The organism is Cyanobacteria bacterium FACHB-DQ100 (genome assembly GCA_014695195.1).
In the GTDB taxonomy this organism is placed as follows: domain Bacteria; phylum Cyanobacteriota; class Cyanobacteriia; order Leptolyngbyales; family Leptolyngbyaceae; genus Leptolyngbya.
The window spans coordinates 98816-125063 of sequence record JACJNW010000039.1; the positions used below are offsets into that span (position 1 = coordinate 98816).

Genomic DNA, 26248 nt, shown 5'->3' on the forward strand with positions numbered 1-26248 from the left:
TATTAGACTGACGGTTGTAAGCAGTGATTTTACCAGTGCTGAGTTATTGCGATCGTCGAATGCGATCGATTTCTCGCTGCAATTCTTCGATCTGTCGCTTTAGCCGATCGGCTTCCTCGTTGTGCGGCTCAACGTTCACGGCTCCTTCTGCTCCGACTCGTACATAGTTCCCCTGGCGGATGTTTTGGAACTCAGGAGAAGCTGCCCACTCCTGCAAATATCGAATGCGTTCGATCGTAAATGGATGCGATAGAAATACACCATTTGATACATCGTTATAGAGCGAGAATTTGTAGAGCTGATTTAATTGATCATCATCCAATGCTTGATAGCGATCGCTTTGCTTGATCAGTTCCTCCAAGCTCATTTCGTGAGCATATTTTAGTGAACCTCCGGCGAGTCGCATCATGCCGTTGAGGGTTGGATTGAGTTCATCCATTACTAAGAGTGAAGCGCGATCGGCGGAGAGTTCTGCTTTTCTCAACCATTCATAAAACGCCAACATTAAGCCCGTACTGATGAAGTTACTCAGACCAAAGGTGAGATCTGCTAAGCCTGCGATCGCAAAATTCATCCACATTGCCATCTGTGTCAGCGTCGTATGTCCACATTTAAGATGTCCGAGTTCATGAGCGATTACCGATCGGAGCTCGGTTTCAGAGAGCAAATCTAACAATGCACTATTTAACACGACGCAAGGTTTTTCTTGTCCAAGTGCAAACGCATTCACTGATGGCGCTTGTGACACAAACAAGGCAGGTTCAGGTGTAATATCTAAGCTCTGCAAGCATTCGCGAAAGATTTGATAAACCGTTGAGAACTGTCGAACTCCCACCTGAACTGAGTTACCCATCAAGTAGATGTAGCGAGGACGTTCGTAGACAAACTCCACAAACTTTCGAGCCACCAGATCAAATCCGGGTACGCTCCGCAGTGCTTGTTCTGCTTGTCGATCGAGCGGATGACGAAAGGCTTCACTCGAAATTCCGGGATAGTTTGGCATTGCACCTCTTCTCATTGAATCAGGTTCATCAACGCTAACATATGCTTATGTTCTCCTGGATTGATCATGAACATCATTCAAATTCCAACAGAGACTTGGGTTGCTGCAAGCTGGCAGGAATATTTAGAAACGATCGAGAATCCAGCTTTTGAGAAGGCGAAAAGTTATTATCACGATCACAGATTTAGGATTGAAATGCCCCCACTTGGACACGATCATGCGGCGGACAACACGATCGCAAACTTTGCAGTAACATTGTTTTGTACGTTGAAGGAAATTCCCGCGAAAGGACTGACTAACTGTACATTTCGCAAAGCAGGTGTTCGAGAAGCACAGCCAGATTTAGCGTACTACCTGAATGAAAACGCAGAAATTGTGCCTTGGGGAACAGCCATCATCGATCTCGATCGCTTTCCTCCGCCAGATTTAGTCATCGAAATTGCCAACACTTCCTTATCGGATGATCAGGGTGAAAAACGGCTCTTATACGAGGATTTGCAGGTAAAAGAGTATTGGATTTTTGATGTCAGAAACGTTCGCGTTCTGGCATTTGCGATCGAAAATCAAGGTAGTCGTCGGATTACAGAGTCTTTAGTTCTACCAACATTACCGATCGCACTGCTTCAAGAAGCACTCCAACGCAGTCGTCAGCAAAATCAAAGCCAGGTTGGTGCCTGGCTACTATCAGAATTTAATCGGTTGTAGTTTCCTGCTCCAGACTTTTTGCCACGGCTTTCGGATAAATCAAGAGAAAGAAAACCATCCAGGTTAGGACTGGAATTGCAACTAAAGCTGTTACCCAAATCGATCGCAACAGCAACCAACTGCCGCTAATCAATCCCACCCCAGTTAACAAGATTGACCAAGGCTGACACCACCAAGGCTTAGAGTCCCAAACGTTTGTGGATTGCTTCATTGCTCTAAATTTGCAGCATTTCGGGGTATTCCATCAGCATCTCGTCGTAAGTGAGACTATCGCCTTCAACCTGCGGTGTCCATTGTAGTTCAAACCTGAGCAGATAATCCATGTTAAGGCTTGAAAGCTGAGTCAGAACTTCTGTGAGTGCTTCAGTAGTTCGGAGTTCAGAAAACAAAGGCTTATCGTCTGCGGTTCCCACCAATAACGTCACCACAATGTAAGAAGCAGGATCTTTGTCTGGATCAAGCTCAAAGTCTTTTTGCACCAGTTTACCGTTCGCATTAGTCAGCGTTTCTGTAGTGTACTTGCTGCGTTCTACGATCGATTGTTGATTAAACAATTTCTCCGCTTCTTCGCGGGTCTTCACCGTCTGCGAACTTGCACGGACATGGCTCCAGTTTTCCGGCATTCTCAATAGCGCCAACACCGCTTCTTGTAATTCGGCGTGAAGTCCCTCGATCGTCTCCGTATCGGCTTGTTGAACAATCTCCGCTAACTGCGATTGAATCGCGCGACCTTCTGCAAGTAAGCCAACTTGAACCTCTGTCACCGTCACGACATCGTTTTCAAGCTCGCCGCCTCCCTGCTTGCCTGCCTTGAGAATAAACCAAACCCAAATGGCTAGCGCTGTTCCTCCGATGAGCATCAATCCCACAATCAGCCACAGAACAGCACTGCCGCTGGAGTGGCTACCACCGTAACCTCCGCCATAATACCCGCCACCATAGTACCCACCCGATCGAGGAGCCACAGATCCACCGGAATCAGAGCCACTACTGCGATTAGAACCTCCCGAAGAACGGTTACTAGAACTTCCCGAAGGACGGCTAAACGAGCCACCTCCACTCCGCCCACCGCTGCGTGCTGCGTAGGCAGCAGAATCAATCAACAGTTCAGAGCGCAACAGCAACGGGATTTGAACTGAGTTCAGAACGACAGAACTCGCGATCGTGGCACACAGCAGGCGGAATGGTTGGATAAACATTATTCGAGATTGACCTTTTTTTTGATTTGCTCAGATTCTTTCAGCCAATCAGCATATAAATCTGGACGGCGAATCCGAGTGCGTTCGATTTGTTGTTCGGTGCGCCAGCGATCGATGGCGGCATGATTGCCCGATCGCAGAACAGCAGGCACCTCTAATCCTCTAAACACAGGCGGACGAGTATATTGCGGATAATCGAGCAGTCCGGCTTCAAAACTTTCATATTTGAGTGAATCTTCTTTACCGATCGCACCGGGTAACAGTCGAATTGTGCCATTTAGTAATGCCAACGCTGGAATTTCTCCACAAGTCAACACAAAATCTCCGAGCGACACCTCACGAGTGACTAAACTCATCACTCGCTCGTCTACTCCTTCATAATGTCCGCAAATGATGACAATTTGCTCCAAGTTTGTGGCAAATTCTTTCAGCATGGATTGCTGCATTGGCTCCCCTTGGGGTGTCACAAATATCACCTCGCGCCTCGGTAAAATTGGGAGGGATTCCACCGCCGCGAAAATTGGCTCCGGCTTAATTAGCATCCCCACTCCACCGCCATAAGGCTCATCGTCAACCCGCCGATGCTTATCGATCGCAAAATCACGCGGATTGATCAAATGAACTTCAGCAATATTTTTAGCCAACGCTTTCCCCAACAACCCAGAACTGAGCGGCGACTCAAAGAAATCGGGAAATAACGTCACAATATCGAAGCGCATATTTTAAAGAGCGAAATTGCGTTACAAGGAATTGATAATTTGGCATGATTGAAAGTCATACGAAATTTGATCGCCAACCTTCAATCCCTCATGCCAATCCTACCCGTTTGATCCTAAACCGAATTCTCGCCACTCATTCATCGTTCATCCCTATATTCCTTATCCTTCATGCTAGAGTCAGTCTTGCAATCGATTAAACCGCAGATGCCTCAGTCCCTCAATACCGCAATTATGGTGATCGGCGGTGCAGAAGATAAACTCCACGGTCGAGACATTCTCCGTGACTTCTTTTGGCGCTCAGGAGGGAGTGATGCCCGCATCGCCATTATTCCGTCGGCCTCGCGTGAACCCCTTGTCATTGGCGATCGCTACCACACTATTTTTATCGGCATGGGGGCACAAGAAGCGAAGGTGCTGAATATTGATGATCGCGCTCAGGGTGATTTGCCGGAACTGCAAGAGTACGTGAGCGAATGTACTGGAGTGTTTCTGACTGGAGGCGACCAGCTTCGGCTTTGTGGATTGCTTGCTGATACCCCTGTAATGGACATTGTACGATCGCGGGCGCAGGCGGGACAAATTACGCTTGCCGGAACCAGTGCGGGTGCCGCCGTCATGGGTGATCACATGATTGCGGGCGGCGGTAGTGGCGAATCTCCGAATCATTCTCTGGTCGATATGACGCTGGGATTGGGCATTATCCCAGAAGTTCTAGTTGATCAGCATTTTCATAATCGCAATCGCATGGCACGGCTGATGAGCGCGATCGTGGCGCATCCGACGCTGCTGGGCATTGGAATTGATGAAGACACCTGTGCCCTGTTTGAAGGCGATGGCATTCTTCAGGTACTTGGTAAAGGTGCCGTGACGATTATCGACCCTAGCGAAATGACCTACACCAATCAAGCGGACATTGGAAAAACCGACCCGCTCTGTATGGGAAATTTACGGCTGCACGTTTTGAGCGCGGGTTGTCGATTTGACTTGCGCCAGCGCACGATGCTGATCCGAAACTATCGCAAACAGTCATCTTGGGATCACGCAGCCGCAGATTGATTTAACCTTGATCGATCGGCAATTCTGCTATCGTGCCCAGTAGAACAGTTACGTTGTGTTACGAAACTCCGCTCTCAGTTCCGACGATCGAGGAAACCAGTTCTTTACAAACTACTGATTCAGCTTACGCCGGAAACTTGAAACTTGTGTTCACGGTTGATTTCCTTTTAATTTCAAGACCCTCATCTACCCCCAGCTTGTATCCCAGAATTGAAGCGATATGAAGATATTGAAAGTTCAGACGTTGCGTGGTCCCAACTACTGGAGCATTCGCCGCCACAAGGTCATTCTAATGCGTCTAGATTTGGAAGACCTCGCCGAAACGCCTTCTCATCTAATTCCCGGATTTTATGAAGGATTGGTCGAGTTGCTTCCGTCTTTGGTGGAACACTATTGCTCTCCAGGTTGCCGGGGTGGATTTCTGGCGCGGGTTCGAGAAGGCACCATGATGGGACACATCATCGAGCACGTTGCGCTTGAACTTCAAGAGCTGACAGGAATGCCTGTGGGATTTGGGCGGACTCGTGAAACGGCTGAACCTGGGGTGTATCAAGTTGCGATCGAATACATCCACGAACGTGCTGGGCGCTATGCCGCGAGAGCGGCGGTTCGGATTTGCCAAACGCTGGTCGAAACGGGTCGCTATCCCAAAGACGAGCTTGAACAAGATCTCCAGGATTTACGCAATGTTGCTGCCGAATGTGCATTAGGACCCAGCACGGAAACGCTGGTCAAAGAAGCCGAGTCGCGCAATATTCCCTGGATGGAGCTAGGAGCGCGATCAATGATTCAACTCGGCTTCGGGGTACATCAGAAACGCATCCAAGCAACGCTGAGCAATCAGACGGGAATTTTAGGAGTCGAACTTGCGTCGGATAAAGAAGGTACGAAACAAATGCTGCGATCGGCGGGGGTGCCTGTCCCGCGTGGAACAGTCGTGAACTATCTCGATGAACTAGAAGATGCGATCAAGGATGTGGGTGGATATCCGATCGTGATTAAACCGCTGAATGGCAATCATGGGCGGGGAATTACGATTAACATCACCAACTGGGAGCAAGCAGAAGCGGCTTACGATGCGGCAAAAGCAGTATCGCGATCGGTGATTGTGGAGCGCTTTTATCAGGGGCGCGATCATCGAGTGTTAGTCGTGAATGGAAAAGTGGTCGCGGTGGCTGAACGGGTTCCAGCACACGTTGTTGGCAATGGTCGATCGACGATTCAAGAATTAATTGATGAAACCAATCGCGATCCGCGTCGAGGCACTGGACACGATAATGTGTTGACGAAGATTGAACTCGATCGCACCTCTTGGGAGTTGCTAGAGCAAAAAGGCTACACCCTGGAAACTGTTCTACCTGAAGGTGAGATCTGCTATCTCAGAGCAACAGCGAACTTGAGTACGGGCGGTGTGGCGATCGATCGTACCGATGACATTCACCCAGAAAATATCTGGTTAGCACAGCGCGTCGTCAAGATAATCGGCTTAGACATTGCCGGAATTGATGTCGTGACCGAGGATATCTCAAAGCCGCTGCGCGAAATGGATGGTGTGATTGTCGAAGTGAATGCGGCTCCTGGATTCCGGATGCACGTTTCACCGAGCGAAGGCATTCCCCGCAATGTTGCCGAACCTGTGATCGATATGTTGTTCCCTCAACATACGAACGGACGCGTCCCCATTATTGCGATCACCGGAACGAATGGAAAAACCACAACCACTCGGCTAATTGCTCACCTCTTCAAGCAAACTAATCAAGTGGTTGGTTACACAACGACAGACGGAACCTACATTGGCGACTACCTGGTTGAACCCGGAGATAATACGGGACCTCAAAGCGCCCAACTGATTTTGCAAGATCCAACAGTTGAAGTTGCAGTGCTCGAAAGTGCCAGGGGTGGAATTCTGCGATCGGGCTTAGCCTTCAATGCTTGTGATGTAGGTGTTGTGCTTAACGTTGCGGCGGATCACCTGGGATTGGGGGATATCAACTCGATCGAAGAAATGGCGCGGGTGAAAAGCGTTGTTGCAGAAGCAGCACTTCCTAAAGGCTATGTGGTTCTGAACGCTGATGATCCGCTCGTAGCTGCGATGGCGAGTCGAGTCACAGCTCAAATCGCTTATTTCTCGATGAATCCGCAGAATGAACTAATTCGATCGCACACTCAGCGCGGCGGACTCGCTGCCGTTTACGAGAATGGCTATCTGTCAATTCTCAAAGGCGATTGGACATTACGCATCGAGCAAGCGATTAATGTGCCCTTAACATTAGGTGGACGCGCACCGTTTATGATTGCGAATGCTCTCGCTGCAAGTTTGGCAGCGTTTGCTCAGGGTGTCCGTATCGAGGACATTCGCGCTGCACTGATGACCTTCCAAGCTTCCACCAAACAAACACCGGGACGCATGAATCTATTCAGCCTCGGAGAGTTCCATGTGCTGATCGATTACGCTCACAATCCGCATAGCTATCAAGCGTTGGGTGGATTTGTGCAGAACTGGAAAGAAGGAGAGCGCATCGGTGTGGTTGGCGCACCTGGCGATCGTCGCGACGAAGATTTTGTGCAACTCGGCAAACTCTCAGCCGACTTGTTCAACCGTATCATCATCAAAGAAGACGACGACAATCGTGGACGCGATCGCGGCAATACCGCAGCGCTGATTGCTCAAGGTTTGAGGGAAACTAAACCCGATGCCCGCTTTGAAACAATCCTAGATGAAACCACTGCAATTCAAGCTGCATTAGATAGTGCGACTCCCGGTAGTTTAGTGGTAATTCTGCCGGAAAGTGTGACGAGAGCAATTGAGCTGATCGAAGCGCGAAATGCTGTACAGGTGATGACCCCTGTGAATCCTGCGAATGCCCAAGAGAATCACTTACGATCGCAGCTTGTTTCCCCGTCGCGAGAAGCGATTCCGACTCCATAAGCTGAAGTCTGATAGCAATGAACGCAGGAAAGACGCGATCAATCGATCGCGTCTTTTTTGGATCAAATCATTAAATAAAAATGTTTTCTTTCTAGTGAAGACAAAAGCAGGGATATACTGCCTCTCTAGATAGAAACCCTCGATCAATTGATCAACTCTCCACACCTAAAAATTTGAAGCTTTAGGAGAAATTAGCATGAATATTATCGCTTGGGCTGTACTTGGAATCGTTGCAGGTGCGATCGCCAAACTCCTTTACCCTGGACGGCAGGGCGGCGGAATTTTCAGCACCATGATTTTAGGCATCATTGGTTCGTTCTTAGGCGGAAGCCTGTATACGCTTCTAACGAAAGGAACAATCAGCCTCACTGCGACCGGATTTAGCTTACCGGGCTTACTTGTAGCAGTCCTTGGAGCCATGATTGCGATCTTTCTTTGGGGACTCGTCACCCGTAGCGCTGCATAGTATCAGTGCCCGACTGCTACAAAATTGACTGCTTCAATCTGTGCTGAGGATTATCTCGCGGTTACTGTCGGAAGAGAGAGTGCTGCTAGATAATCCCTTCTTTTTAGTAGAGGTCAAACCCCCATTACTGCTCGTATTCTAGGACTCATCAAGACGCGGATCGAGGGGCGAAAGTAGTGATGACTTACCTTGGACAACATATCGAAATCACCGAACAAGATGCAGGTTGGATTAGCATTTGGTGGCATGAAGGTGGCATGATTCAGCTTGGCTTTTTCTCGAATGCACCAGATGCCTGGCAAGCTGTAACAGAATTAATTCAACGGGATTTAGCAGTACGCTGCCTATTAGGTGTGATTGATGAATGGCGCGATCGCGATCAAATTGATGAAGTTGAATATGCTTTGGGTGTGAACTCACTGGTTGAATTTGTACTGGCCTAGATCGGTTAACTCTACTGAATTAGTACAGTTCTCCTGATCACTAGGTAGCGCTGGGTACGGCACGATAAGGACATGAAGGTTCAAGTCCTTAATCGCTATCCAAGAGGTCACAATATGTTAGTTAGATACTGGCAACCCTGGCGCGAAATCGATACACTCCGTCGTCAATTTGACCAACTGTTTGATTCTGTTGCTTCGAGCGATTCCTTTGACTGGACACCTGCAATCGAACTTAAGGATACAGGCAATGAGTTGGTTGTCCGCGCTCAGCTTCCTGGCATCGACGCGAAAAATCTCGATGTTCAGGTCATGAGGAATGCGATTTCTTTAGCAGGTGAACACCGCCAGGAGCAACGCACCGAAGAGCATGGATTGTTTAGAACTGAGTTTCGCTACGGCAAATTCCAGCGTGTGATCCCGCTTCCTGTTGAAGTTCAGAATGATCAAGTGAAAGCTGAATTCAAGGAAGGCATCCTCAGTTTGACCTTGCCCAAGGTAGAGCAGGCAAAAGTCGTGAAGCTTAATCTCGCTGACACTGGTGGAGCGCTTGAAGCTGGAACTGAAGCGCCTCAAGCATAGTCTGGCTGTCTCGTCATGAATTTAAGGGAACCGCAATTGCGGTTCCCTTCTTTATTTGGCTTCCGGCAGGGCATCGGTCGATCGACGAGTCACAATCCATTCCGTATTGCCAACAATGTGATCATAAATTGCCGTAATTGCGATCACGCTTTTAAACACACAGTAGAACGGGATAAACAAGCAGTAAATCCAGAAATCTTTGGCAGAGTGTTTGATTACATCAGTTCTCACGAGCCAAGCCGCCAGCGTTTGTAGTGGGCCACTCGCCAAGGTCAATAGGGTCATTGCCCAAATATATTCTGGAGCAATATCCGGTGCCTGTGAGCCTGTGAGCGTTAAGCTAAACGCCATTGGAAACGCTTGCAGTGCAATGAAGTGAAAGCCTGCACTATATACCAGCAGCAGCGTCCAATAGGCTTTCTGCCAACTGTCTAAACGCAGCGATCGTACAATCACGGCTTGATATTTCAAAGTGACTTCTAACCAACCCTGTGCCCACCGCTTGCGCTGGAACCAGAAAGCTCTTACATCTACAGGCGCGAGTTCCGTCACAATGATCGTCGGATCATGCACGATGTTGTGTCCGCTCAGCAAGGTTCTAAAACTTGCATCGATATCTTCAGTCAACATTCGCGAGCTAAATCCGATGTGCTTCAGCACCGAAGTTCTCCAGTATCCATTTGCGCCACAAAACACACCCGTATCGACTAGCAGCGATTTTGCCGGATGGCTGACTCCATAGATACACTCAAACTCGACCGCAATCATCCGCGTCATGAAGTTAAAACCCCGATTGCGAATTACGTTGCGCCCCTGCACAGCGCTATAGCGGTAGTTCGAGAGCCAGCGCCAAGCGCGAGTAAAACAATCTGGATTTGGGTGGTGATCTGCATCTAAGATCCCAGTCACTTCTCCGGTCACGATTTCTAAGGCTGCGTTAATATTCTGCGCTTTCGATCGACTGCCTTCGACACAAAGTAGTTGAAGCTCTGGATGCTGCTCAGCTAGGTGCTCTAAGCGGTCTTCAATCGGTAAACGTTCTGGTCGATTGTATGCCAGAATCACCTCTAAGCCTGCTTCGGGACGCTCGATCGTCTTTAAGATATACTCCAGCGTTTCTAGAATAATCTGCTGTTCGTTCGGCAAATACGCCGCCACAATTAGCGAGCATTTGGGGACATCAACTGTAGCTCCGAGCAACGGGTAAAGGGGCTGAGTGCGAGGAGAGCGCATGAATCTCTGCACAATCCCGAACTTTGGTACCTTGGCGATATGTCCGCGACGATACGTGATTGCTGTGGACAGCGCTTCCCCGACTACCACGATCGAAGTCACTAGGTACAATATCGGAATCAGAACGTGAAGAAAGGAAAGATCCCATCCATTCTCCAAAATGTAGTAGTACAGCGCTGTCGGTAGACCAATCACGACAAAATGAGTCAGAAGAATTTTGTCGAGGATAGGTCCGAAGAAGACAACGGGCTTGTGCAGCAGTCCCTTACGCATAGTAGTTGATTAAAGACCAGAAGAGCTTCTTCATAGATAGAAACCACGTGTTACAGAAGTTGTCAAACTCATCTCTGTGTGAATTTGATTACTTATTGGCTTAAACCCGCGCTATTTATCCCTTTCAAGATTTAAGAGATAAGCAGCACTGCTTAACAACAGAGCGGACTGAACACAGACTTCTCTTTTTAGATAGAGAAATCTAGCTCAAGATCGAGCTTCATCTGAATTCACACAGATTACGGAATTTTGACAAATAAAAAGGCTTTGTGAACAACATTTTTCGCCACAAAGCCCATTATTTCTCGATTAATCAGTTTTATTAATCTATTTCGACTAATTGAATATCAAAAACTAAGTCTTCTCCTGCTAAAGGATGGTTTGCATCTAGCGTAATATCTGCTTCCGAAACATCTGTCACCACGACTGGGATGGTTTCTCCGGAGGGTTGCCGAATTTCTAGCTGCTGCCCGATTTCAGGCTGCATTTCTGGCGGCATCTGAGCACGATCGACCACAACGACCATTTCTTCGCGATGTTCGCCATACGCTTGCTCAGCGGGAATGACTTCAGTTTTCGCATCTCCCGGGCTCATGCCCACGACCGCTTTTTCAAAGCCGGGGATAATGTTGCCGTCTCCGATCGTAAACTCCAACGGTTCGCCGTTGGCTGAGGAATCGAATACCGTGCCATCATCGAGTTTGCCTGTGTAGTGAACGCGGACGGTGTCCCCTAATTTTGCTTGTGTCATAGTGAAATTTTTGTAGCGTCAATTCACTCTAGCAATAATGGTTAGAGATGACAGAACTCTTAAGGTAGAGTCAAGAAACGATGCAAGATGTGATTGTAGTTGGAAGCGGAATCGGGGGATTGGTTGCAGGTGCACTTTTGGCGCGTTACGGCAAGTCGGTGCTGGTGTGTGAAAGCCATACCATTCCAGGAGGCGCGGTGCATAGCTTTTCGCGGCAGGGGTTTCACTTTGATTCCGGCGCATCGTTTTACTGTGGATTAAGCGATTCAAACTCTGTGAATCCCTTGCGCCAAGTCTTGGCTGTCTTAGGGGAATCGGTGGAAGCGGTTCCTTATGATCCGTTCGGGCATTATCACTTCCCGGACGCGGTACTCCCGGTTTACGGCAATCTAGAGAAATATCGATCGACGGTGTCCCAAATTTCTCCGCAGGGTGCGATCGAACTGATCGAACTCGAAAAGCGATTTCTCAAACTGTACGAAGGGTTGCGAGAAATTCCCACGCTGGCACTCCGGAGCGATTGGAAATTAGCTCCAATCTTGCTGAGTCGCTATCTTCCATCGCTGCTGAAGATGTTGCCAAATCTACCAGTGGTTCAGGCTTCAGTTGGGGATTTGATGGATCAAACTGTTCGTGATCCGTGGGTGCGGCGGTTGATCGATTTAGAGTGTTTTTTGCTGTCGGGACTCAAGGCACATGGAACGATCGCGCCTGAAGTGGCGTTTATGTTTGGCGAACGAACAAGCTCCGTGATTGATTACCCGATCGGGGGCAGTGGAGCGATCGTTGATGCACTGGTTCGTGGACTGAAAAAATGGGGCGGGACATTGCGACTTGGAACTCACGTCGAAAAAATTCTGGTGGAATCAGGCAAAGTTCGGGGAGTGCGGCTGCGAAACGGTGAGACATTATCGGCAGCGATCGTCATTTCTAATGCGAGTGTTTGGGATACTTATGCTCAGCTTTTAGAGCCGACAGATCTTCCTACTTCCTACCGTAAAAATGCGCTGGCTACGCCTGCGATCGATAGCTTTATGCACTTGCATCTGGGCATTCGAGCAGACGGATTACAGCATCTCACTGGACATCATGTGGTTGTGCATGACGATCGCGACATCACGACTCCTGGGAATACCTGCATGATTTCCATTCCCTCGGTTTGGGATGAAAATCTAGCGCCATCCGGTCATCATGTGGTTCATACGTATACCTTAGAACCCTTCGCAGATTGGACACGCAATGCCGAATACGAACAGAAAAAATGGGCACGATCGCAGCCACTTTATCGGGCGGTTGAGCGAGTCATCCCGGATCTCAAAGACCGAATTGTTCTAGAACTGGTTGGAACGCCGCTGACTCATGCGCGATATTTGCGACGATATCAAGGAACCTATGGAGCGGGAATTCCAGTAGGACAGGGATTATTTCCGAGTTGTCACACGCCGATCGCAAACCTCTACCGCGTTGGAGACAGCACCATGCCGGGAATTGGAGTGCCTGCGGTGGCGGCTTCTGGGATTCTCTGTGCCAATACTCTGGTCGATCCGGCTCAAACTCTCGAATTGGTTGACTTGCTTTGATGTCTTTTTTTCTACAGTTTCGGGGTGAACTTGCCGCGCTCGCTGCTGCATTGATTTGGGCGTGCGGCTCGATCGTCTACACCGGAGTCGGACGGCAGATTACTCCTTTAGCGTTGAATTTTACAAAAGGCTGGATCGCGATCGTGCTGCTCGGTCTCACCTTTTTGTTCACAGGACAATCCTTTCCGGCGATCGATCCTGCCTCATTTTTTCTCTTGTTTCTCAGTGGCGTAATCGGCATCGGATTCGGAGATACCGCCTATTTCAAAGCGCTCAACTGTATCGGGGCACGACGCACTTTATTGTTTGAAACCCTCGCCCCGCCCCTCTCTGCGATTCTTGCCTTGATCTTTCTTCAGGAACGTTTATCTGTCTCAGCCTGGCTCGGAATCGGACTGACGATCGCTGGGGTTGTTTGGGTGATTTTGGAACGGGTTTCGGACAGGCATGAGAACTTTCGCCCCCTACAAGGAAGTTTGTACGGACTGCTTGCGGCGATCGGGCAAGCGGCGGGTGCAGTGCTATCGAGATCTGCGCTGATTCATACCGATATCGATTCTCTATGGAGTACATTGATTCGATTAATCGGAGGCACGATCGCGCTGTTGATCTGGATACTCCTACAGCGCCAAATCAGCGAAACGATCAAACCCCTGAAAGATCGCCGTTTGCTTGCGGTAATTGCCGGAACTGCTTTTATCAGCACCTATCTCGGTATCTGGCTCCAGCAAACCTCGCTGAAATTTGCCACCACGGGGATTGCTCAAGCACTCAGCAGTACCAGTCCCCTGTTTGTTCTTCCTATTAGTTGGGCAATGGGTGATCGGATCAGTCTGCGATCGTTTTTCGGCGTTCTCATTTCTCTTTTGGGAGTGGCTTTATTATTCCATCGCTAGTAATGTATAGAACTTCTCCACAGTTAACCCAATTATTAAAGTGTAGCGATCGCGACAATTTAATCCTGGAGATGGATGGAGATTGAGGTTTCGATAGCAGAAACTAATAATTGAAATTAGATTTTTTCAGTCAATGAGAATACAGACTTTAAAGAAATACAGGATTTTTAGGAGCGACTGATATAATTGGAAGGGGGGCTTGCTACGGAGGCTGGATTAGTTAATGCCTCACTTTTGTTTTGCAAGTAGCAGTTCTATCGCTTTCACCTGTAATAAATTAACTAACAACGACTTGAGCCAGTGTTCCTGATTCTTTTGGGTTCCCAATTATTTGTGAAACAGCCAAGGTTGTTATGCCTACATTTCGTCAACATCTAGGGAAGCTAATCTGTGGGTCGCCTAATATGAGTTTGGTAGAACAGTAATCTGACCAAATTCAAAGCGGAGGAACCAATTTTTGGGGCGAATCTCAAACACCCGTCTGAGAAAGACACCTTCCAGTCTTAGCCCGTCAGCTAACTCCGTCGGCATTGGGAGGATGACTCAGTGTTTAACTCTGAGTTTCCTAAACTAACTCGATCGTTTGCGATCGGGACAACTCCCTCACCCACCTCTCGCTTTTGTAGTTAAGAGAGGTTGCACTCATGAACATTCATTCGATGCTGGTACGGCTCCAAGGAACGCTCGGACGTACTGATCTTGTCCAGAAAATGGTTTTAATTCCTGCAAAAGCCCCAAGCGGTGCAGCAGATTCGGGAATTAATCTTGTCGTTGGTTACTCAAATTCACCTAGGAGCCAGACCGCATTGGATTTGACGCTCTGGATCGCTCATCAAACTCGCTTAGCAACCGGAAAACAAGTCACGGTTCAAGTGGTATACGTGGTTGAAGACGGCATGATGAAGCGGATTCCAGTGTTTGAATCGGGCGCAAAGCGTAAAGCCGCAGCAAAAGCCGAAGGCGAATGGCGTACCAGTCGAACGGCGATCGCGGAGCTAGAAACCGCGACAAAAGCGCAGTTCGGTGCGGCAGAATTGTTTGAACAAGCCGATCGTATTCTGTGGAATGCTCGATGTATGGCGGAAGAGTGGCGCGGGTCGCTCAAAACGCATCTGCGGTTTGGTGTGGTTGCGAAAGAGCTAAAAGAGGTTGTGGCGGCGGAAAGCGCATCGCTGCTGATTCTGGGCTGTGATGCCCCGGATCATCCCTTGGTGAAGCAACTGGGCAAGTCGTTCCCCTGTCCTGTGTTGGGGATTCCGTCGGTATTAGAAGGCGAATAAAAAAGTGCAGCAGATCGTCGATCTGCTGCGATCTAGATTTTAGAGGGGCGATCGTCCTGTAATTAGCATTCGATAGCCAAGCGCGATCGAAATGAACGAAGCCAAAAACTGCCAAAGACTCGTGGGATTCAGAACGGCTCGGCTGTTGAAGAAAACGAAGGTGATTCCGAGAGTTATCGGTATCCAGCCTAGCTTGCGATCGCGTCTTGGAAGAAAGATCAGCATCAAGACTCCAGCAACCAAGGCTGCAATAGAAGCGTTTGCTGCAATTCCCTGCCACCAATAGCCATAACCGCCAGTGGTGAAAATGATTTTTTGCCCCAAGAAGTAGATTCCAAGAATAATCAGACCTAAACCGAATAGCCGCAAGAAAGTACGCATACCAGCAGCGTGAGAGACGATAGGCTAAGACTTCCCACACTGCTGGTTAGAATTTTGGCTGGTTAAGATTTGGGTTGCAAAACGAGCTGACGCAGTTGAATCCGAAAGCCAGCATCTAAATATTTTTCTTGCAGCGATCGCCATTCTTTCCAAGCGATTGCCATTCTTTGATCGAGCCGACCTGAGAAAGTGGGGCAAAGTTTCTCGATCGAATCATTCAAATGTTTGTTCAGAAAAGATTGCAATATAACGCTGTCTTGAATCTGTCCTAAAACTTCTTGAATTTGCTTAAATTCATCCACCTGAAACTCGTATCCTTTGCCATAGAAATCGGTGAATAGCTCAGTTTGATAGCGCAATCGCTTCATCTGCTTGCGTAAATCGTGCAGAAGTTCGTCTTGCTTTAGCTGCTCTCGAATAGATTCAGGCGTAATGGGTGCAAAGACTTTTCGATCAGGCTCGGACTCGAATTCAACGCCGATCAGCCAAGCGGGATGTAGCAAAATGCCGCTAATCAAGGGCAAGAGAATATCAGGCAAAACTTCTCGAATGGGCAACTGGGCGATCGCGCTGAACTGCGGCCATGCTAACCAATCCTCCATGCTTTGCTTGAATGCCTCGTATTTTTTGGACTCCAAGGTTTTTTGCAGTTGATCAAAATCTCGCGATCGCTGCTGCTGCAATTTTTTGAGCGATCCCTTTAAAGTGTCCTGCTCACGCGCAGGAAGGCTGGTATGCGAAGTGAGTTCAAGCTGAAGCACATCTAGATCGCGTACCGCTCCCAGCACTTGAGCAAATTTGCGAATTCTCGCTTCGCTGGCGGCTTCGGGCAAGTCTGCGGCGAACCCAAACACCTGAATTGCAGTTCTCAGTCGTCTTAACCCCACTCGCATTTGATGGAGTGCTTCTGGGTCTCGATCGGCTAAAACGTCCTCTTCGTGCTTGATCGCTTTACGGAAATGCTTTTCGATCGCGCGATGACCATAATAGCTTAGAGCTTCTTGGGGTAATCTTATTTGAAAATTCATAACGAGTTCTCATAACAGGTTTACCAGTCATCTTGAATTTTGTATTAGCTCAAATCTAGAAACCTCTAGCTTTAGTTTATGATTTGCAGGCAGAATGCAAAAATTAGCGCAAAAAAAGTATAAAAAATACTGACTTGCTCAAACTATAAAAGTAGAAATCACCTGGAAAGAAAATGAAACGCATTGTATTTTGCGACTTTGACGGCACGATTACCCAGGCAGAAACCTTTGTCGCAATGCTGAGAGAATTTACACCTGTATTATCAGAGCGTTTACTTCCAGAAATTTATGCGAAACGTCTGACTTTACGGGATGGAGTCCGAAAGTTTATTCAATCGATTCCATCAGCGCGATATGGAGACATCATCGAGTTCACGCGATCGCAGCCGATTCGCCCTGGTTTATTAGAACTGCTTGATTTTCTTGAGTCGAGGGAGATTCCTTTTGTCGTGATTTCTGGCGGTTTAATGGGAATGGTTGAATCTGTGCTTAATCCGCTCCGCCATCGAATTTATGCGATTCATGCAATGGAAGTCGATACGAGAGAACAGTTTTTACAGGTTCATTCTGCTTACGAAAGTGAGACAGAAATTGTGGCAAAAGCACAAATTATGGCGAAATATAACGCGGATCAATCGATTGCGATCGGGGATTCGATTACCGACTTAAATCTCGCTTTAGCTGCCGAAGTTGTGTTTGCGCGTCCGCCGCTCACTCGGTATTTAGAAGAACGCAATAAAGCCTTTATTCCCTGGAGTGATTTCTTTGAGGTTCAAGATTATTTGCGAGATCATGTTTTAGGTGGTTCCTTTGAACAATCCCTGCGGACGCACTAACAGCACAATCACCATAATTAACAATGCAAATCCAAGTTTGTATTGGGCTGTAAATAAGCGAGTTGCGATAATAAATCCAGCGATCGGATTTGAAGCAAATGGCGCTAACAAATCAGTCAATCCGCCTCCGACTTCTTGTGCAATGCCGATAATTAATCCACCCGCGATCGCGCCGTAGGGATTACCAATTCCCCCTAGAATCACCGACGCAAATAGCGGCAGAATTAGGAACCAGCCCATATTCGGGCGCACGGCTTCCACTAATCCCAACATACTGCCGCCTAATGCTGTCAAACTTCCGGCGATTACCCAAGTCCAAATCACGACGCGATCGACATTAATTCCTGTTGTTCGGGCTAGATCTAAATCGTCTGCCACTGCCCGCATCGCTTTACCAATTTTGGTGTTTTGCAACAGGTAATGTAATCCAGCGATCGCCGCGATCGCTAACAGGATCACCAATATTTTATTAAACGGAATATTGATTCCAAAAATAGATAAGGCGCGAAGCACAGGAAGGTCATACCGTTGATTGCCGCCGCCCCAAATCAAGATAATGCCATTGCGAATAAACAAGGCAAGCCCGATCGAAATAATAATCAGCGTGGTTGGGGTTGCTCGTTTTTTTCGCATCGGCGACCAGAGCAGTTTTTCGCTCAGTAGAGTCACTCCAACCGTGACGATCGCAGAGAGGAACATCGATACCCAAATATTGATACCGATCGCATTAAACAGCAGTGTAAAATAAGCGCCCAGCGTCATGAAATCACCGTGAGCGAAATTTGAGAGTCGCAGAATTCCGTAAGTTAGGGTTAATCCCACCGCCGAGAGCGCGATTATGCTCCCGACAGAAATTCCATTGACAACTAACTGCACGAACTGAGCAAAAAAGGCATCCATGCGCGGCACTTGATCACGATATCGCTTGATTGTGCCTGAAGTGGGGAAGTTTGGGAAGAGATCCGAAATTTTGCCAATAAAAAAGCAGTCCCTACCCGGTTTGGACTGCCCTTGTGTTAGACGATGAGCTTCTCAATCTGTATATATCATGCCGCCTCTGGGCGAACTACACATCAGCCTAAAGGATGATGTAAATCAGCATTTACGAAAGGAGTTTGCCGCTGCAATTGCGATCGCTGCGGGATAGATCCGATGTTCTTCTGCATGAATTCGAGCTTGCAAAGTTTCGATCGTATCTTCTGCAAGTACCGGAACCGCCGCTTGAATGATAATGTCGCCGCTATCGACTTCTGGAACGACTAAATGAACGCTGCACCCTGCAATCTTCACGCCTGCTTCTAAAGCTTGCTCAACGGCGCGATTGCCCTTAAAGCTCGGCAACAAACTTGGATGAATGTTGAGAATACGATCGCGAAATGCCTCAATCAGAACTGGAGTCACAATCCGCATCCAACCCGCCATGATCACCCATTCCACTGAATGCTGCTTCAAGGCTTTGACGATCGCTTGATCTAAGTCCTCCCGACTAGCAAACTCCCGGTGATTCAGTAAGACGGCGGGAACGTTAAATCGGTTCGCTCGATCGACGACTTTTGCACCCGGATTGTTATAAATCACCACCTGAATATCTGCATTGAGATGCCCGTCTTGAATCGATTGCGCGATCGCTTCAAAGTTACTTCCGCTTCCCGATGCCATCACGCCAAGCTTGAGGCGCGGATGAGACGGAAATTCAGCGTGTTCAGGAGAAATCAGCGCAACCATGAGAACGATGATGAGAAAACAGCTTCTCAGTTTAGCGTAGGGGCTGCGATCGCTGGTAGAAACAATTTCTTAAAAGTTGATTGTTCATGTTAATTGATAGCCAGACCGATAAAATAACCCTAATTTGAACGATCGCCCTCATGCTCTTTGATTCCCTTCGCACCAAACCCCGATCAGATTCCGGATTCTCGCGCTTACTGGATCGAGAAGTGATCGCGGCTTGGGTTTTTCTCGCGCCTGCGTTGATTCTGCTTGGTGTGTTTGTGTTGTATCCGATCGCGTATCTGTGCTATCTCAGCTTCACTACGGGCAGCTTCACCCGATTGGGGGTGCGCTGGGTCGGATTACGGAATTATTGGCGATTGCTGCTGAGTCCTGATTTTTGGCAAGTATTGGGGAATACGGCTTACTTTACGATCGCAACCGTGATTCCCAGTTTGATCCTTCCCTTGGGCTTAGCGGTCTTGCTGAATCAATCAATTCTGTTTCGTGGATTGCTGAGAGCCGCTTACTTTATTCCATCGGTCACGTCGCTAGTTGCGGTTGGATTGGGGTTTCGCTGGCTCTTTCAAACCGATGGTGTAATCAATCAGTGGTTAAACGCGATTAATATTCCCGCAATTCCCTGGCTTCAGAGTACGGTTTGGGCGATGCCTGTGTTGATCTTGCTCAGCATCTGGAAGCAGATCGGATTTAATATGGTCGTGTTTCTGGCGGGATTGCAAACGATTCCAATCAATCGGTATGAAGCCGCAGAACTAGATGGGGCAAACGCTTGGCAGAAGTTTCGATATGTGACGCTGCCGGGATTGAGACCGACGATCGTCTTCGTTACCGTCACTACTGCAATTTTTACCTTACGAAGCTTCGAGCAAGTCTATGTAATCACGGGCGGCGGCCCAATGAACTCCACCAACTTGCTCGTTTACTTCATCTACGATCAAGCCTTTGCTCAATTTGATTTTGGTTATGCAGCAGCGGCGGCAACATTGCTGTTACTAATCGCGTTGCTATTGGTGTATTGGCAAGTCCAAACACTGCGTGAAGCGGAGCGATCGAGCGATGATTAAGCATCCGGGAAGGTTTGCTGAAACTCCTCGATCAGAATATCCATCTCCTCAAGCGCCTGATTCACGTCAATCCGCAACGCGCCCAGATTCGGCTGTTCCATCAGCTTCAATAGAGATTCGCGCTTGCTTTCGATCAGCTTAATCCGTTCTTTAATCGTTTCCGCGTCCATGTTGAGCATTCCTCCAGGTCGATCGAGCTTATGTATGACTGAATGTTAAGCTACTCTCAATTCTAGTCAGATTTCCTCAAAACTGAGCAAAGTCGCATCAATTAAGGCTTTCTGTACTTCTGTCTTTCGACAGATGAAATTTATTTAAAAGTTCACACCAGAACTTCACAAAATTTGTGAGCAAGGGTTCGATCTACGAGTAAAGTAATGTGTACTCCTCCACTAGATTAGACCCGAAGAGTTAAGTATGGGTAGAAAAAATCATCCCCCGGCTTGGATTGTTGTATTGGTTTGCAGTGCGGCTGGCGTTGTATTAGGCGGTTCGGCAAGCTGGGCAGAAAGCAATCAGTGTCTGCAAGATAAGGTCGTGACTAATCAATGCTTGACCCAAGATCCTGTGAGAAAGACGGGCGAAGGCATGATGGCAGGAATGGTAGCGGGTGCGGGTGCGGCAGTCGGCGCAACTTGGAGCCAACGAAAGCGCGATTCTTAACTCAACTGCACCACGGGTTGATCCTCGACTAACGTTCGCGCTGTTAACAAATCCTCAACCGTGATTTTGAGGAAGCGATCGCTATCCACCTGAAATTGCACTTTAATGCGATCGCTTCCCGGCACTCCTGGCGGGTCAAGCTCTGCAATACTGCGCGACCCCTCTCGATCGTTTAATGCCTGCACCGGAGCCTGGGAACTGGTGAGATTTCGAGTGACTAAGCGATCGCCATCAAAATACACCTCGGTCTGAACTGTTTCTGCGCCCATTTCACCGATGACGAGTTCGATGCTGGGTTGACTGTCGATCGACGCACCCAACACTAACTCAACGGGCTTCTCCATCGGATAAGGCTGTCCCGCTTTAACTAAGGGATGCCAGTTGTGGCAATTTTGCCTGCGATCCCAATAGCGAATGCCGTAACCGTGGTAGAGAAAGTCTTTAAGCTGTACGCCTTGACTCAGCTGAAGTGCGCCTTGAGCGATCGCTTCAAACGGCTTTTCACATCGAATCAAGCTTTCGTCAAAATACTGCCGCACCCAGTTGTGAACGGCTGGAATTTGAACCGTTCCACCCACTAATAAAACGGCATCAATATCACTTGTTGCCAACCCTTGACGGCGAGCTTGTTGCAGCACTTGTTCCATTGACTCATCAAGCTGAGTGAAAAATCCGCGATCGCTCAAAATCTGCTCAAACTGCGATCGGGTGAGCGATAAGTCATAGCTTTCAAACGTTTCGTCGTTGAAGAACACTTCTTGCGCTTGAGTAGAAAGAGAAAGCTGAATCTTCAGGCGTTCTGCAAGTCTTGCAATTAAGGGTGTTGCCGTGAGTCCCTGAGTTTTGACAAAATGATCCACGACCCAATTATCTAAATCTGAGCCGCCTAAATTCTGTCCCGCTTTAGCAATCACTCTAGCAATCCTTGCTTTTTGTCCTGACTGTTCCTTAAATGATTTCTGCCCCCATTTCAGAATGAATCCCAACGGTTTCGATTGAGAGATCTCGTTCACGTTGATTTGAACGATCGATAAATCCAGTGTGCCGCCACCAAAATCAACCACTAATAACGTTTGTCGATCGCTTAATCCATATCCCAATGCCGCCGCAGTCGGTTCATCAATCATTCTCACCTGATTGATATCTAGCGATTCGCAAATCTGCCCCAACCACAATCGATACGCCTCGAAACTATCAACCGGAACCGTAAACACGATCGACTCTGCAATCTCTGGATCAGTCGTTTTGAGTTGGTTGATCATTTGCGTCAGAAACCACTCGCCAACCTGCTCAAATCGAACGGTTTTTCCGTCTAATTCCGGTAAAAATCCCTGTACATCTGTCCCAATTCCACGCTTAAAGTTGCGGAAAAATCGCGCATCGCTGCTGATATCTAACGCCCGATCGCGCACCTGCTGACCGATCACAACTTTTCCCTGCGCTGCATTCTCCACGTACATCAAACTTGGGATCAAAGGTGGATTTTGGGCAAGGCGCTGCGAAATTCCAGGAAGAGAAAGGGTTTCTGGCTGTTGGGTCGCTGCATTCCATCGGGTGATCACAGTGTTACTGGTTCCGAAGTCGATCGCGTAAGGCATTCTGGCGCTAGGTAGATTGACGTGAATCAGGTATACCAATTCACCAAACCATAAGAGATGTCTCTAAAGCAAGATTTTGCCGATGTTTTCAATCCTGAACTTCACGCTCTCTTAAAGTCAGAGAATCGTAATGTATATCCGGGGAATAATGGCAAGAGTTTATAATATTTTTTAACATAGACAGCAGCATGAACCCACTCCCACCCCTTAGAGCGCATTATGATTCGTCAACCCTCTCCTGAACTGGCTACGTTCCTTTCAAGGCTGCGATCGGGAATTTGGATCTTCGGCATTTCCTCCTGGCTGTTTGGCATTACCGATCGCTCGATCGCCGCGTTAATGGACGGCTATCTCTCTGCATTAGATATCGCCCAACTCTTTACCGCTTCATTCTTCTTTGTTGGCTGGCTGTTTCTCAAGCCCGCTAAACTGTTCTGAAATGGCAGATTCTACCAAGGGTAATGCGATTACAAAGGTTGCCCCTTGCCTTTCTCCCTCGCTTTCGGCGCGCACCGTTCCACCCTGCAACTCAGCGAGGTGGCGCGCGATCGCGAGTCCCAATCCGAGTCCCCCGAACTGCCGGGTACTGCTTCCATCTGCCTGTTTAAAGTGATCAAACACATACGGCAGAAACTCAGGGGCGATGCCTACCCCATTATCCCGAACTGTAATTTCGGCTGTCCGTGATTGAGCACTTTCGTTCTGGGATAGTGCAACTTCAACTCGTCCGTTTTCTGCTGTAAATTTGATGGCATTAGAAAGTAGATTCCAGACAATTTGTTGAAGTCGATTGGAGTCTCCCGAAACCCTGTATGGCACATCAGGACTAATAAATTGAATTGAGATTTTTTTCGCTTCTGCGGAAAGTTGAACGGTGTCGATCGCCGATAGAATTGAATTCCGTAAATCTACAGGCTCACTTTTTAGTACCAGCTTACCCTTCAAAATTCGCGATATATCTAATAAATCGTCAATCAAGTTAATCTGAATCTTTGCATTCCGTTCAATAATATCTAAAGCGCGATCGGCAACTGATGAATCAAACTTGCGTTGACGCAGCAACTGTACCCAGCCCAAGATTGGATTCAATGGTGTTCGTAACTCATGAGACAGAACTGCTAAAAACTCATCTTTAATTTGATTTGACTTGGCTAACTGTTCGCTTCGATCTTGCAGCGATTTCATCAAATTCGCTCGATCGATTGCGATCGCAACTTGATCTGCTGCTGCCTGCATTAACTCTTGTTCTTCAAGTGTAAAAGAAGTCCGCGATCGACTACCAAACGACAACACCCCTAGCACTTTTCCTTGGGTAATCAAGGGTTGACTAGAGTAAGCGGTAATACCCAGCGATCGTATCAAACTAGTTTTTTCTAGAACTGAACTTTGAACATCACTAATAGAAATTTGTATTCCATCCTGTACAACCTGACCACATACAGCCTGGCCGAGCTCTAGCTCTAGAAGATCTATCTTTTGTTCAGCCGTTAATCCATATGATGAAGCTAGTTTTAGAGAAGCGCCATTCCTTCTAGGGGTTACTAAATAATTGATATAAAACCCTAAGCCTAACTGCGCTGAAAGTCTTTCATATAAGTTATCTAGTAGCGAGATTGGATCTTCCGCTAACAATAACTCTCGCGTTGTATCGTATAGCAAATTCAGCTTGCCATTCTGCTTACGCAAAGCTTGCTCTGCTAACTCACGCTGAATTAAATTTCGCCGCAACTGCAAGACCAAAACTTCAAGAAATAACGCGATCGCCAAGCAGCTTGGAATCGTCAGACTCACGATCGTATTCAGCCGATTTCGCTCAGCATTCGCTCGCTCTTCTAACAATTGGTTTTCTTCATTCTGCATTTCGCTAATCAACCCGCGAATCTCAGTCATCAAAGATAGACCTTGATTGCTCTTCACAATTGATCGCGCCGGATCAAATTGATTTGCATCTGCTAACTTAATCGTTCTCCTGATTAGAGCAAAACGATCGAGCAGCAATTGATTAATGCGTGATAGTCGTTGCTGCTGGCTGAGATTATCCTTAGTCAAACTTCGCAACCGAACCATCGTTTGATCGACAGTTTGGATCGAATCTTCATACGGTTGTAAATATTGGCGATCCTGCGTGAGCAGATATCCCCGTTGCCCTAACTCAGCATTCTTTAGCTGTGAGAGTAAAGATTGAGTTGTCAGCAAAACCTGTTGTGTGTGATTTTCCCACCGCTTCGCCTCGCGATATCCCGCCAACGTGGAGTAGGACAGCGTTCCAATCCCGACCAGGGCTGCAAGTGAACACCAAGCGCCGATCGAGGCATTGCATGAAAAAGACCGCTTCATGTAGCGCTCCAAATCAACCGTGAGGCAGATTTTACACCGCCTGTACTCTCTCTGGGTCTACTACAAGACGGATTCTCAGGTGTGTTCTCTATCCTGAGTAAAGATATTACAAAATGTTTCAGACTCACCAGGATAGTGAACACAATGCCGCACAATAATTTCGGAAGGTCGCTAAGTCAAAACGCTTGCGTCACAGAGGTTGCCCGAACTGCTTCATTGCAGTTCTGACGAATCTCAAGCTTGACAGCCCTCAGACATCCTGAGAAGCTGAAGGCCACGGCTCCAAGCGCGTAAACTTGCAAAGCCATTTGGGGAACTCCCGTTTTAAACACACTCGGTTACATTTCCTTGGAGGAATCCATCAATGAGTATTGTCACGAAGTCAATCGTGAACGCTGACGCTGAGGCACGTTACCTCAGCCCCGGTGAATTGGATCGGATCAAAGGCTTCGTCACCACGGGTGAGCGCCGCCTGCGGATCGCACAAACCTTGACCGATTCGCGTGAGCGCATCGTTAAGCAAGCAGGTGATCAACTGTTCCAAAAGCGTCCTGATGTTGTTTCTCCTGGTGGAAACGCATACGGCGAAGAAATGACCGCTACCTGTCTGCGTGACTTGGACTACTACCTGCGTCTCGTAACCTACGGAATCGTTGCAGGTGATGTAACCCCGATCGAAGAAATCGGTATCGTCGGCGTGAGAGAAATGTACAACTCCTTGGGAACTCCGATTCCTGCGGTTGCAGAAGGCATTCGCGCTATGAAGAACGTGGCTGCTTCGTTGCTCTCCTCGGATGATGCTTCCGAAGCTGGCGCTTACTTCGACTATGTAATCGGTGCAATGCAGTAATTGCTGCCTTGATCGATTTCCTCCTTGTTTAACTAGACCACGCGACTTACGGAACTTTAACCATGCAAGACGCAATTACCTCGGTAATCAATACTTCTGACGTTCAAGGTAAGTACCTTGACTCTTCATCCCTCGAAAAGCTCAAAGGCTACTTCCAAACGGGTGAACTGCGCGTTCGTGCAGCGACCACCATCTCGGCTAACGCAGCAGCGATCGTCAAAGAAGCTGTCGCTAAGTCCTTGTTGTACTCGGACATCACCCGCCCCGGTGGAAACATGTACACCACCCGTCGTTATGCTGCTTGCATCCGCGACCTCGACTACTACCTCCGCTATGCAACCTACGCAATGTTGGCTGGAGATCCTTCGATCCTCGATGAGCGCGTGCTCAACGGATTGAAAGAAACCTACAACAGCTTGGGTGTACCCATTGCTGCTACCGTTCAATCGATCCAAGCTATGAAAGAAGTCACGGCTGGATTGGTTGGTTCTGACGCTGGTAAAGAAATGGGCGTTTACTTCGACTACATCAGCTCTGGTTTGAGCTAACTCGCGAAAGGTTGAGAATGGAGTGATCTTCGTTCTTTAGCTTTCGGACTGGTTTGGAAGTCTGGAGTGAGTATTAAGTTGTTGAGGCGTATTTAAGCTT

28 protein-coding genes are annotated in these 26248 nt (G+C 48.0%); 15 read left to right on the forward strand and 13 right to left on the reverse strand.

All coding sequences use genetic code 11. From position 1 onward, the window contains the following. Nucleotides 1–43: 43 nt before the first annotated feature. The gene (locus H6F51_22505) at nt 44–1003 is read right to left on the reverse strand and encodes a M48 family metallopeptidase (GenBank protein ID MBD1825244.1); all 960 of its coding nucleotides are present in this window, start codon (nt 1001–1003) and stop codon (nt 44–46) included. A 66-nt stretch (nt 1004–1069) separates the two neighbouring features. Between H6F51_22505 and H6F51_22510 the strand changes: the two genes are divergently transcribed. Further along, entirely contained in the window at nt 1070–1708 is a 639-nt protein-coding gene (locus tag H6F51_22510; protein ID MBD1825245.1) for a Uma2 family endonuclease, read from the forward strand. Here H6F51_22510 and H6F51_22515 read toward each other — a convergent pair. Genes H6F51_22515 through trmD form a run of 3 tightly spaced genes read right to left on the reverse strand, consistent with a single transcriptional unit; the run spans nt 1695 to nt 3626 of the window. Further along, nucleotides 1695–1919 (reverse strand): hypothetical protein, encoded by a 225-nt coding sequence (locus H6F51_22515; protein MBD1825246.1) that lies wholly within the window; start codon nt 1917–1919, stop codon nt 1695–1697. The two genes, H6F51_22510 and H6F51_22515, sit on opposite strands and share 14 nt — an antisense overlap. 4 nt (nt 1920–1923) lie before the next feature. After that, nucleotides 1924–2907, reverse strand: coding sequence for a DUF1517 domain-containing protein (locus H6F51_22520; protein ID MBD1825247.1), 984 nt, complete (start codon nt 2905–2907; stop codon nt 1924–1926). Beyond that, a complete protein-coding gene (gene trmD, locus H6F51_22525) occupies nt 2907–3626 on the reverse strand; it encodes a tRNA (guanosine(37)-N1)-methyltransferase TrmD (GenBank protein ID MBD1825248.1) in 720 nt (239 codons plus the stop codon). Before trmD ends, H6F51_22520 begins: the two co-directional genes overlap by 1 nt. 204 nt (nt 3627–3830) lie before the next feature. Here trmD and H6F51_22530 point away from each other — a divergent pair, with 204 nt between their 5' ends. The 5 genes from H6F51_22530 to H6F51_22550 all read left to right on the forward strand — a co-directional run bounded on the left by H6F51_22530 (nt 3831) and on the right by H6F51_22550 (nt 9099). Then, complete coding sequence (locus H6F51_22530; protein MBD1825249.1) at nt 3831–4682, forward strand: cyanophycinase; 852 nt, start codon at nt 3831–3833, stop codon at nt 4680–4682. Nucleotides 4683–4902: 220 nt separating this feature from the next. After that, nucleotides 4903–7611, forward strand: coding sequence for a cyanophycin synthetase (cphA, locus tag H6F51_22535; protein ID MBD1825250.1), 2709 nt, complete (start codon nt 4903–4905; stop codon nt 7609–7611). Between the two features lie 196 nt (nt 7612–7807). Continuing rightward, nucleotides 7808–8077: a GlsB/YeaQ/YmgE family stress response membrane protein gene (locus H6F51_22540; protein ID MBD1825251.1), complete on the forward strand. Its 270-nt coding sequence runs from the start codon at nt 7808–7810 to the stop codon at nt 8075–8077. A gap of 179 nt (nt 8078–8256) precedes the next feature. Beyond that, nucleotides 8257–8520 (forward strand): hypothetical protein, encoded by a 264-nt coding sequence (locus H6F51_22545; protein ID MBD1825252.1) that lies wholly within the window; start codon nt 8257–8259, stop codon nt 8518–8520. A gap of 114 nt (nt 8521–8634) precedes the next feature. Continuing rightward, nucleotides 8635–9099: an Hsp20/alpha crystallin family protein gene (locus tag H6F51_22550; GenBank protein ID MBD1825253.1), complete on the forward strand. Its 465-nt coding sequence runs from the start codon at nt 8635–8637 to the stop codon at nt 9097–9099. A gap of 51 nt (nt 9100–9150) precedes the next feature. On the opposite strand, the gene H6F51_22555 is transcribed toward H6F51_22550, so the two are convergent. Beyond that, nucleotides 9151–10605 (reverse strand): glycosyltransferase family 2 protein, encoded by a 1455-nt coding sequence (locus tag H6F51_22555; protein MBD1825254.1) that lies wholly within the window; start codon nt 10603–10605, stop codon nt 9151–9153. Between the two features lie 322 nt (nt 10606–10927). Continuing rightward, nucleotides 10928–11356 carry a peptidylprolyl isomerase gene (locus H6F51_22560; protein MBD1825255.1) on the reverse strand — a complete coding sequence of 143 codons (429 nt, stop codon included), beginning with the start codon at nt 11354–11356 and terminating at the stop codon, nt 10928–10930. A gap of 80 nt (nt 11357–11436) precedes the next feature. On the opposite strand from H6F51_22560, the gene H6F51_22565 reads away from it, so the two are divergent. From H6F51_22565 to H6F51_22575, 3 genes are all read left to right on the forward strand, one after another. Further along, on the forward strand, nt 11437–12936 hold the full coding sequence (locus tag H6F51_22565; GenBank protein ID MBD1825256.1) for an FAD-dependent oxidoreductase: 1500 nt from the start codon (nt 11437–11439) through the stop codon (nt 12934–12936). Next, entirely contained in the window at nt 12936–13832 is an 897-nt protein-coding gene (locus H6F51_22570) for a DMT family transporter (protein ID MBD1825257.1), read from the forward strand. Before H6F51_22565 ends, H6F51_22570 begins: the two co-directional genes overlap by 1 nt. Before the next feature lie 659 nt (nt 13833–14491). After that, complete coding sequence (locus H6F51_22575) at nt 14492–15112, forward strand: universal stress protein (GenBank protein ID MBD1825258.1); 621 nt, start codon at nt 14492–14494, stop codon at nt 15110–15112. Between the two features lie 39 nt (nt 15113–15151). Here H6F51_22575 and H6F51_22580 read toward each other — a convergent pair whose 3' ends face one another. After that, entirely contained in the window at nt 15152–15493 is a 342-nt protein-coding gene (locus tag H6F51_22580) for a hypothetical protein (protein MBD1825259.1), read from the reverse strand. Between the two features lie 62 nt (nt 15494–15555). Continuing rightward, on the reverse strand, nt 15556–16521 hold the full coding sequence (locus tag H6F51_22585) for a CHAD domain-containing protein (GenBank protein ID MBD1825260.1): 966 nt from the start codon (nt 16519–16521) through the stop codon (nt 15556–15558). A 173-nt stretch (nt 16522–16694) separates the two neighbouring features. On the opposite strand from H6F51_22585, the gene H6F51_22590 reads away from it, so the two are divergent. Further along, nucleotides 16695–17357, forward strand: a complete 663-nt coding sequence (locus tag H6F51_22590; protein ID MBD1825261.1) for an HAD-IB family phosphatase — start codon at nt 16695–16697, stop codon at nt 17355–17357. On the opposite strand, the gene H6F51_22595 is transcribed toward H6F51_22590, so the two are convergent. Then, on the reverse strand, nt 17319–18257 hold the full coding sequence (locus H6F51_22595; protein MBD1825262.1) for a branched-chain amino acid ABC transporter permease: 939 nt from the start codon (nt 18255–18257) through the stop codon (nt 17319–17321). The two genes, H6F51_22590 and H6F51_22595, sit on opposite strands and share 39 nt — an antisense overlap. A 195-nt stretch (nt 18258–18452) precedes the next feature. Beyond that, a complete protein-coding gene (locus H6F51_22600) occupies nt 18453–19082 on the reverse strand; it encodes a phosphoribosylglycinamide formyltransferase (GenBank protein ID MBD1825263.1) in 630 nt (209 codons plus the stop codon). A gap of 140 nt (nt 19083–19222) precedes the next feature. Here H6F51_22600 and H6F51_22605 point away from each other — a divergent pair, with 140 nt between their 5' ends. Then, a complete protein-coding gene (locus H6F51_22605) occupies nt 19223–20152 on the forward strand; it encodes a sugar ABC transporter permease (protein ID MBD1825264.1) in 930 nt (309 codons plus the stop codon). Here H6F51_22605 and H6F51_22610 read toward each other — a convergent pair. Beyond that, nucleotides 20149–20331, reverse strand: coding sequence for a hypothetical protein (locus H6F51_22610; GenBank protein ID MBD1825265.1), 183 nt, complete (start codon nt 20329–20331; stop codon nt 20149–20151). The two genes, H6F51_22605 and H6F51_22610, sit on opposite strands and share 4 nt — an antisense overlap. Before the next feature lie 238 nt (nt 20332–20569). Here H6F51_22610 and H6F51_22615 point away from each other — a divergent pair, with 238 nt between their 5' ends. Next, nucleotides 20570–20815: a hypothetical protein gene (locus H6F51_22615; GenBank protein ID MBD1825266.1), complete on the forward strand. Its 246-nt coding sequence runs from the start codon at nt 20570–20572 to the stop codon at nt 20813–20815. Here H6F51_22615 and H6F51_22620 read toward each other — a convergent pair. Further along, entirely contained in the window at nt 20812–22413 is a 1602-nt protein-coding gene (locus H6F51_22620; GenBank protein ID MBD1825267.1) for an Hsp70 family protein, read from the reverse strand. The genes H6F51_22615 and H6F51_22620 overlap by 4 nt on opposite strands. A 219-nt stretch (nt 22414–22632) precedes the next feature. Here H6F51_22620 and H6F51_22625 point away from each other — a divergent pair, with 219 nt between their 5' ends. Continuing rightward, the gene (locus H6F51_22625) at nt 22633–22851 is read left to right on the forward strand and encodes a hypothetical protein (GenBank protein MBD1825268.1); all 219 of its coding nucleotides are present in this window, start codon (nt 22633–22635) and stop codon (nt 22849–22851) included. Here H6F51_22625 and H6F51_22630 read toward each other — a convergent pair. Further along, entirely contained in the window at nt 22801–24750 is a 1950-nt protein-coding gene (locus tag H6F51_22630; GenBank protein MBD1825269.1) for a CHASE3 domain-containing protein, read from the reverse strand. The genes H6F51_22625 and H6F51_22630 overlap by 51 nt on opposite strands. A 364-nt stretch (nt 24751–25114) precedes the next feature. On the opposite strand from H6F51_22630, the gene H6F51_22635 reads away from it, so the two are divergent. Both H6F51_22635 and apcB read left to right on the forward strand, forming a co-directional pair. After that, nucleotides 25115–25600 carry an allophycocyanin gene (locus tag H6F51_22635; GenBank protein ID MBD1825270.1) on the forward strand — a complete coding sequence of 162 codons (486 nt, stop codon included), beginning with the start codon at nt 25115–25117 and terminating at the stop codon, nt 25598–25600. 62 nt (nt 25601–25662) lie between these two features. Next, entirely contained in the window at nt 25663–26148 is a 486-nt protein-coding gene (gene apcB / locus H6F51_22640; protein ID MBD1825271.1) for an allophycocyanin subunit beta, read from the forward strand. Nucleotides 26149–26248: the final 100 nt, after the last annotated feature.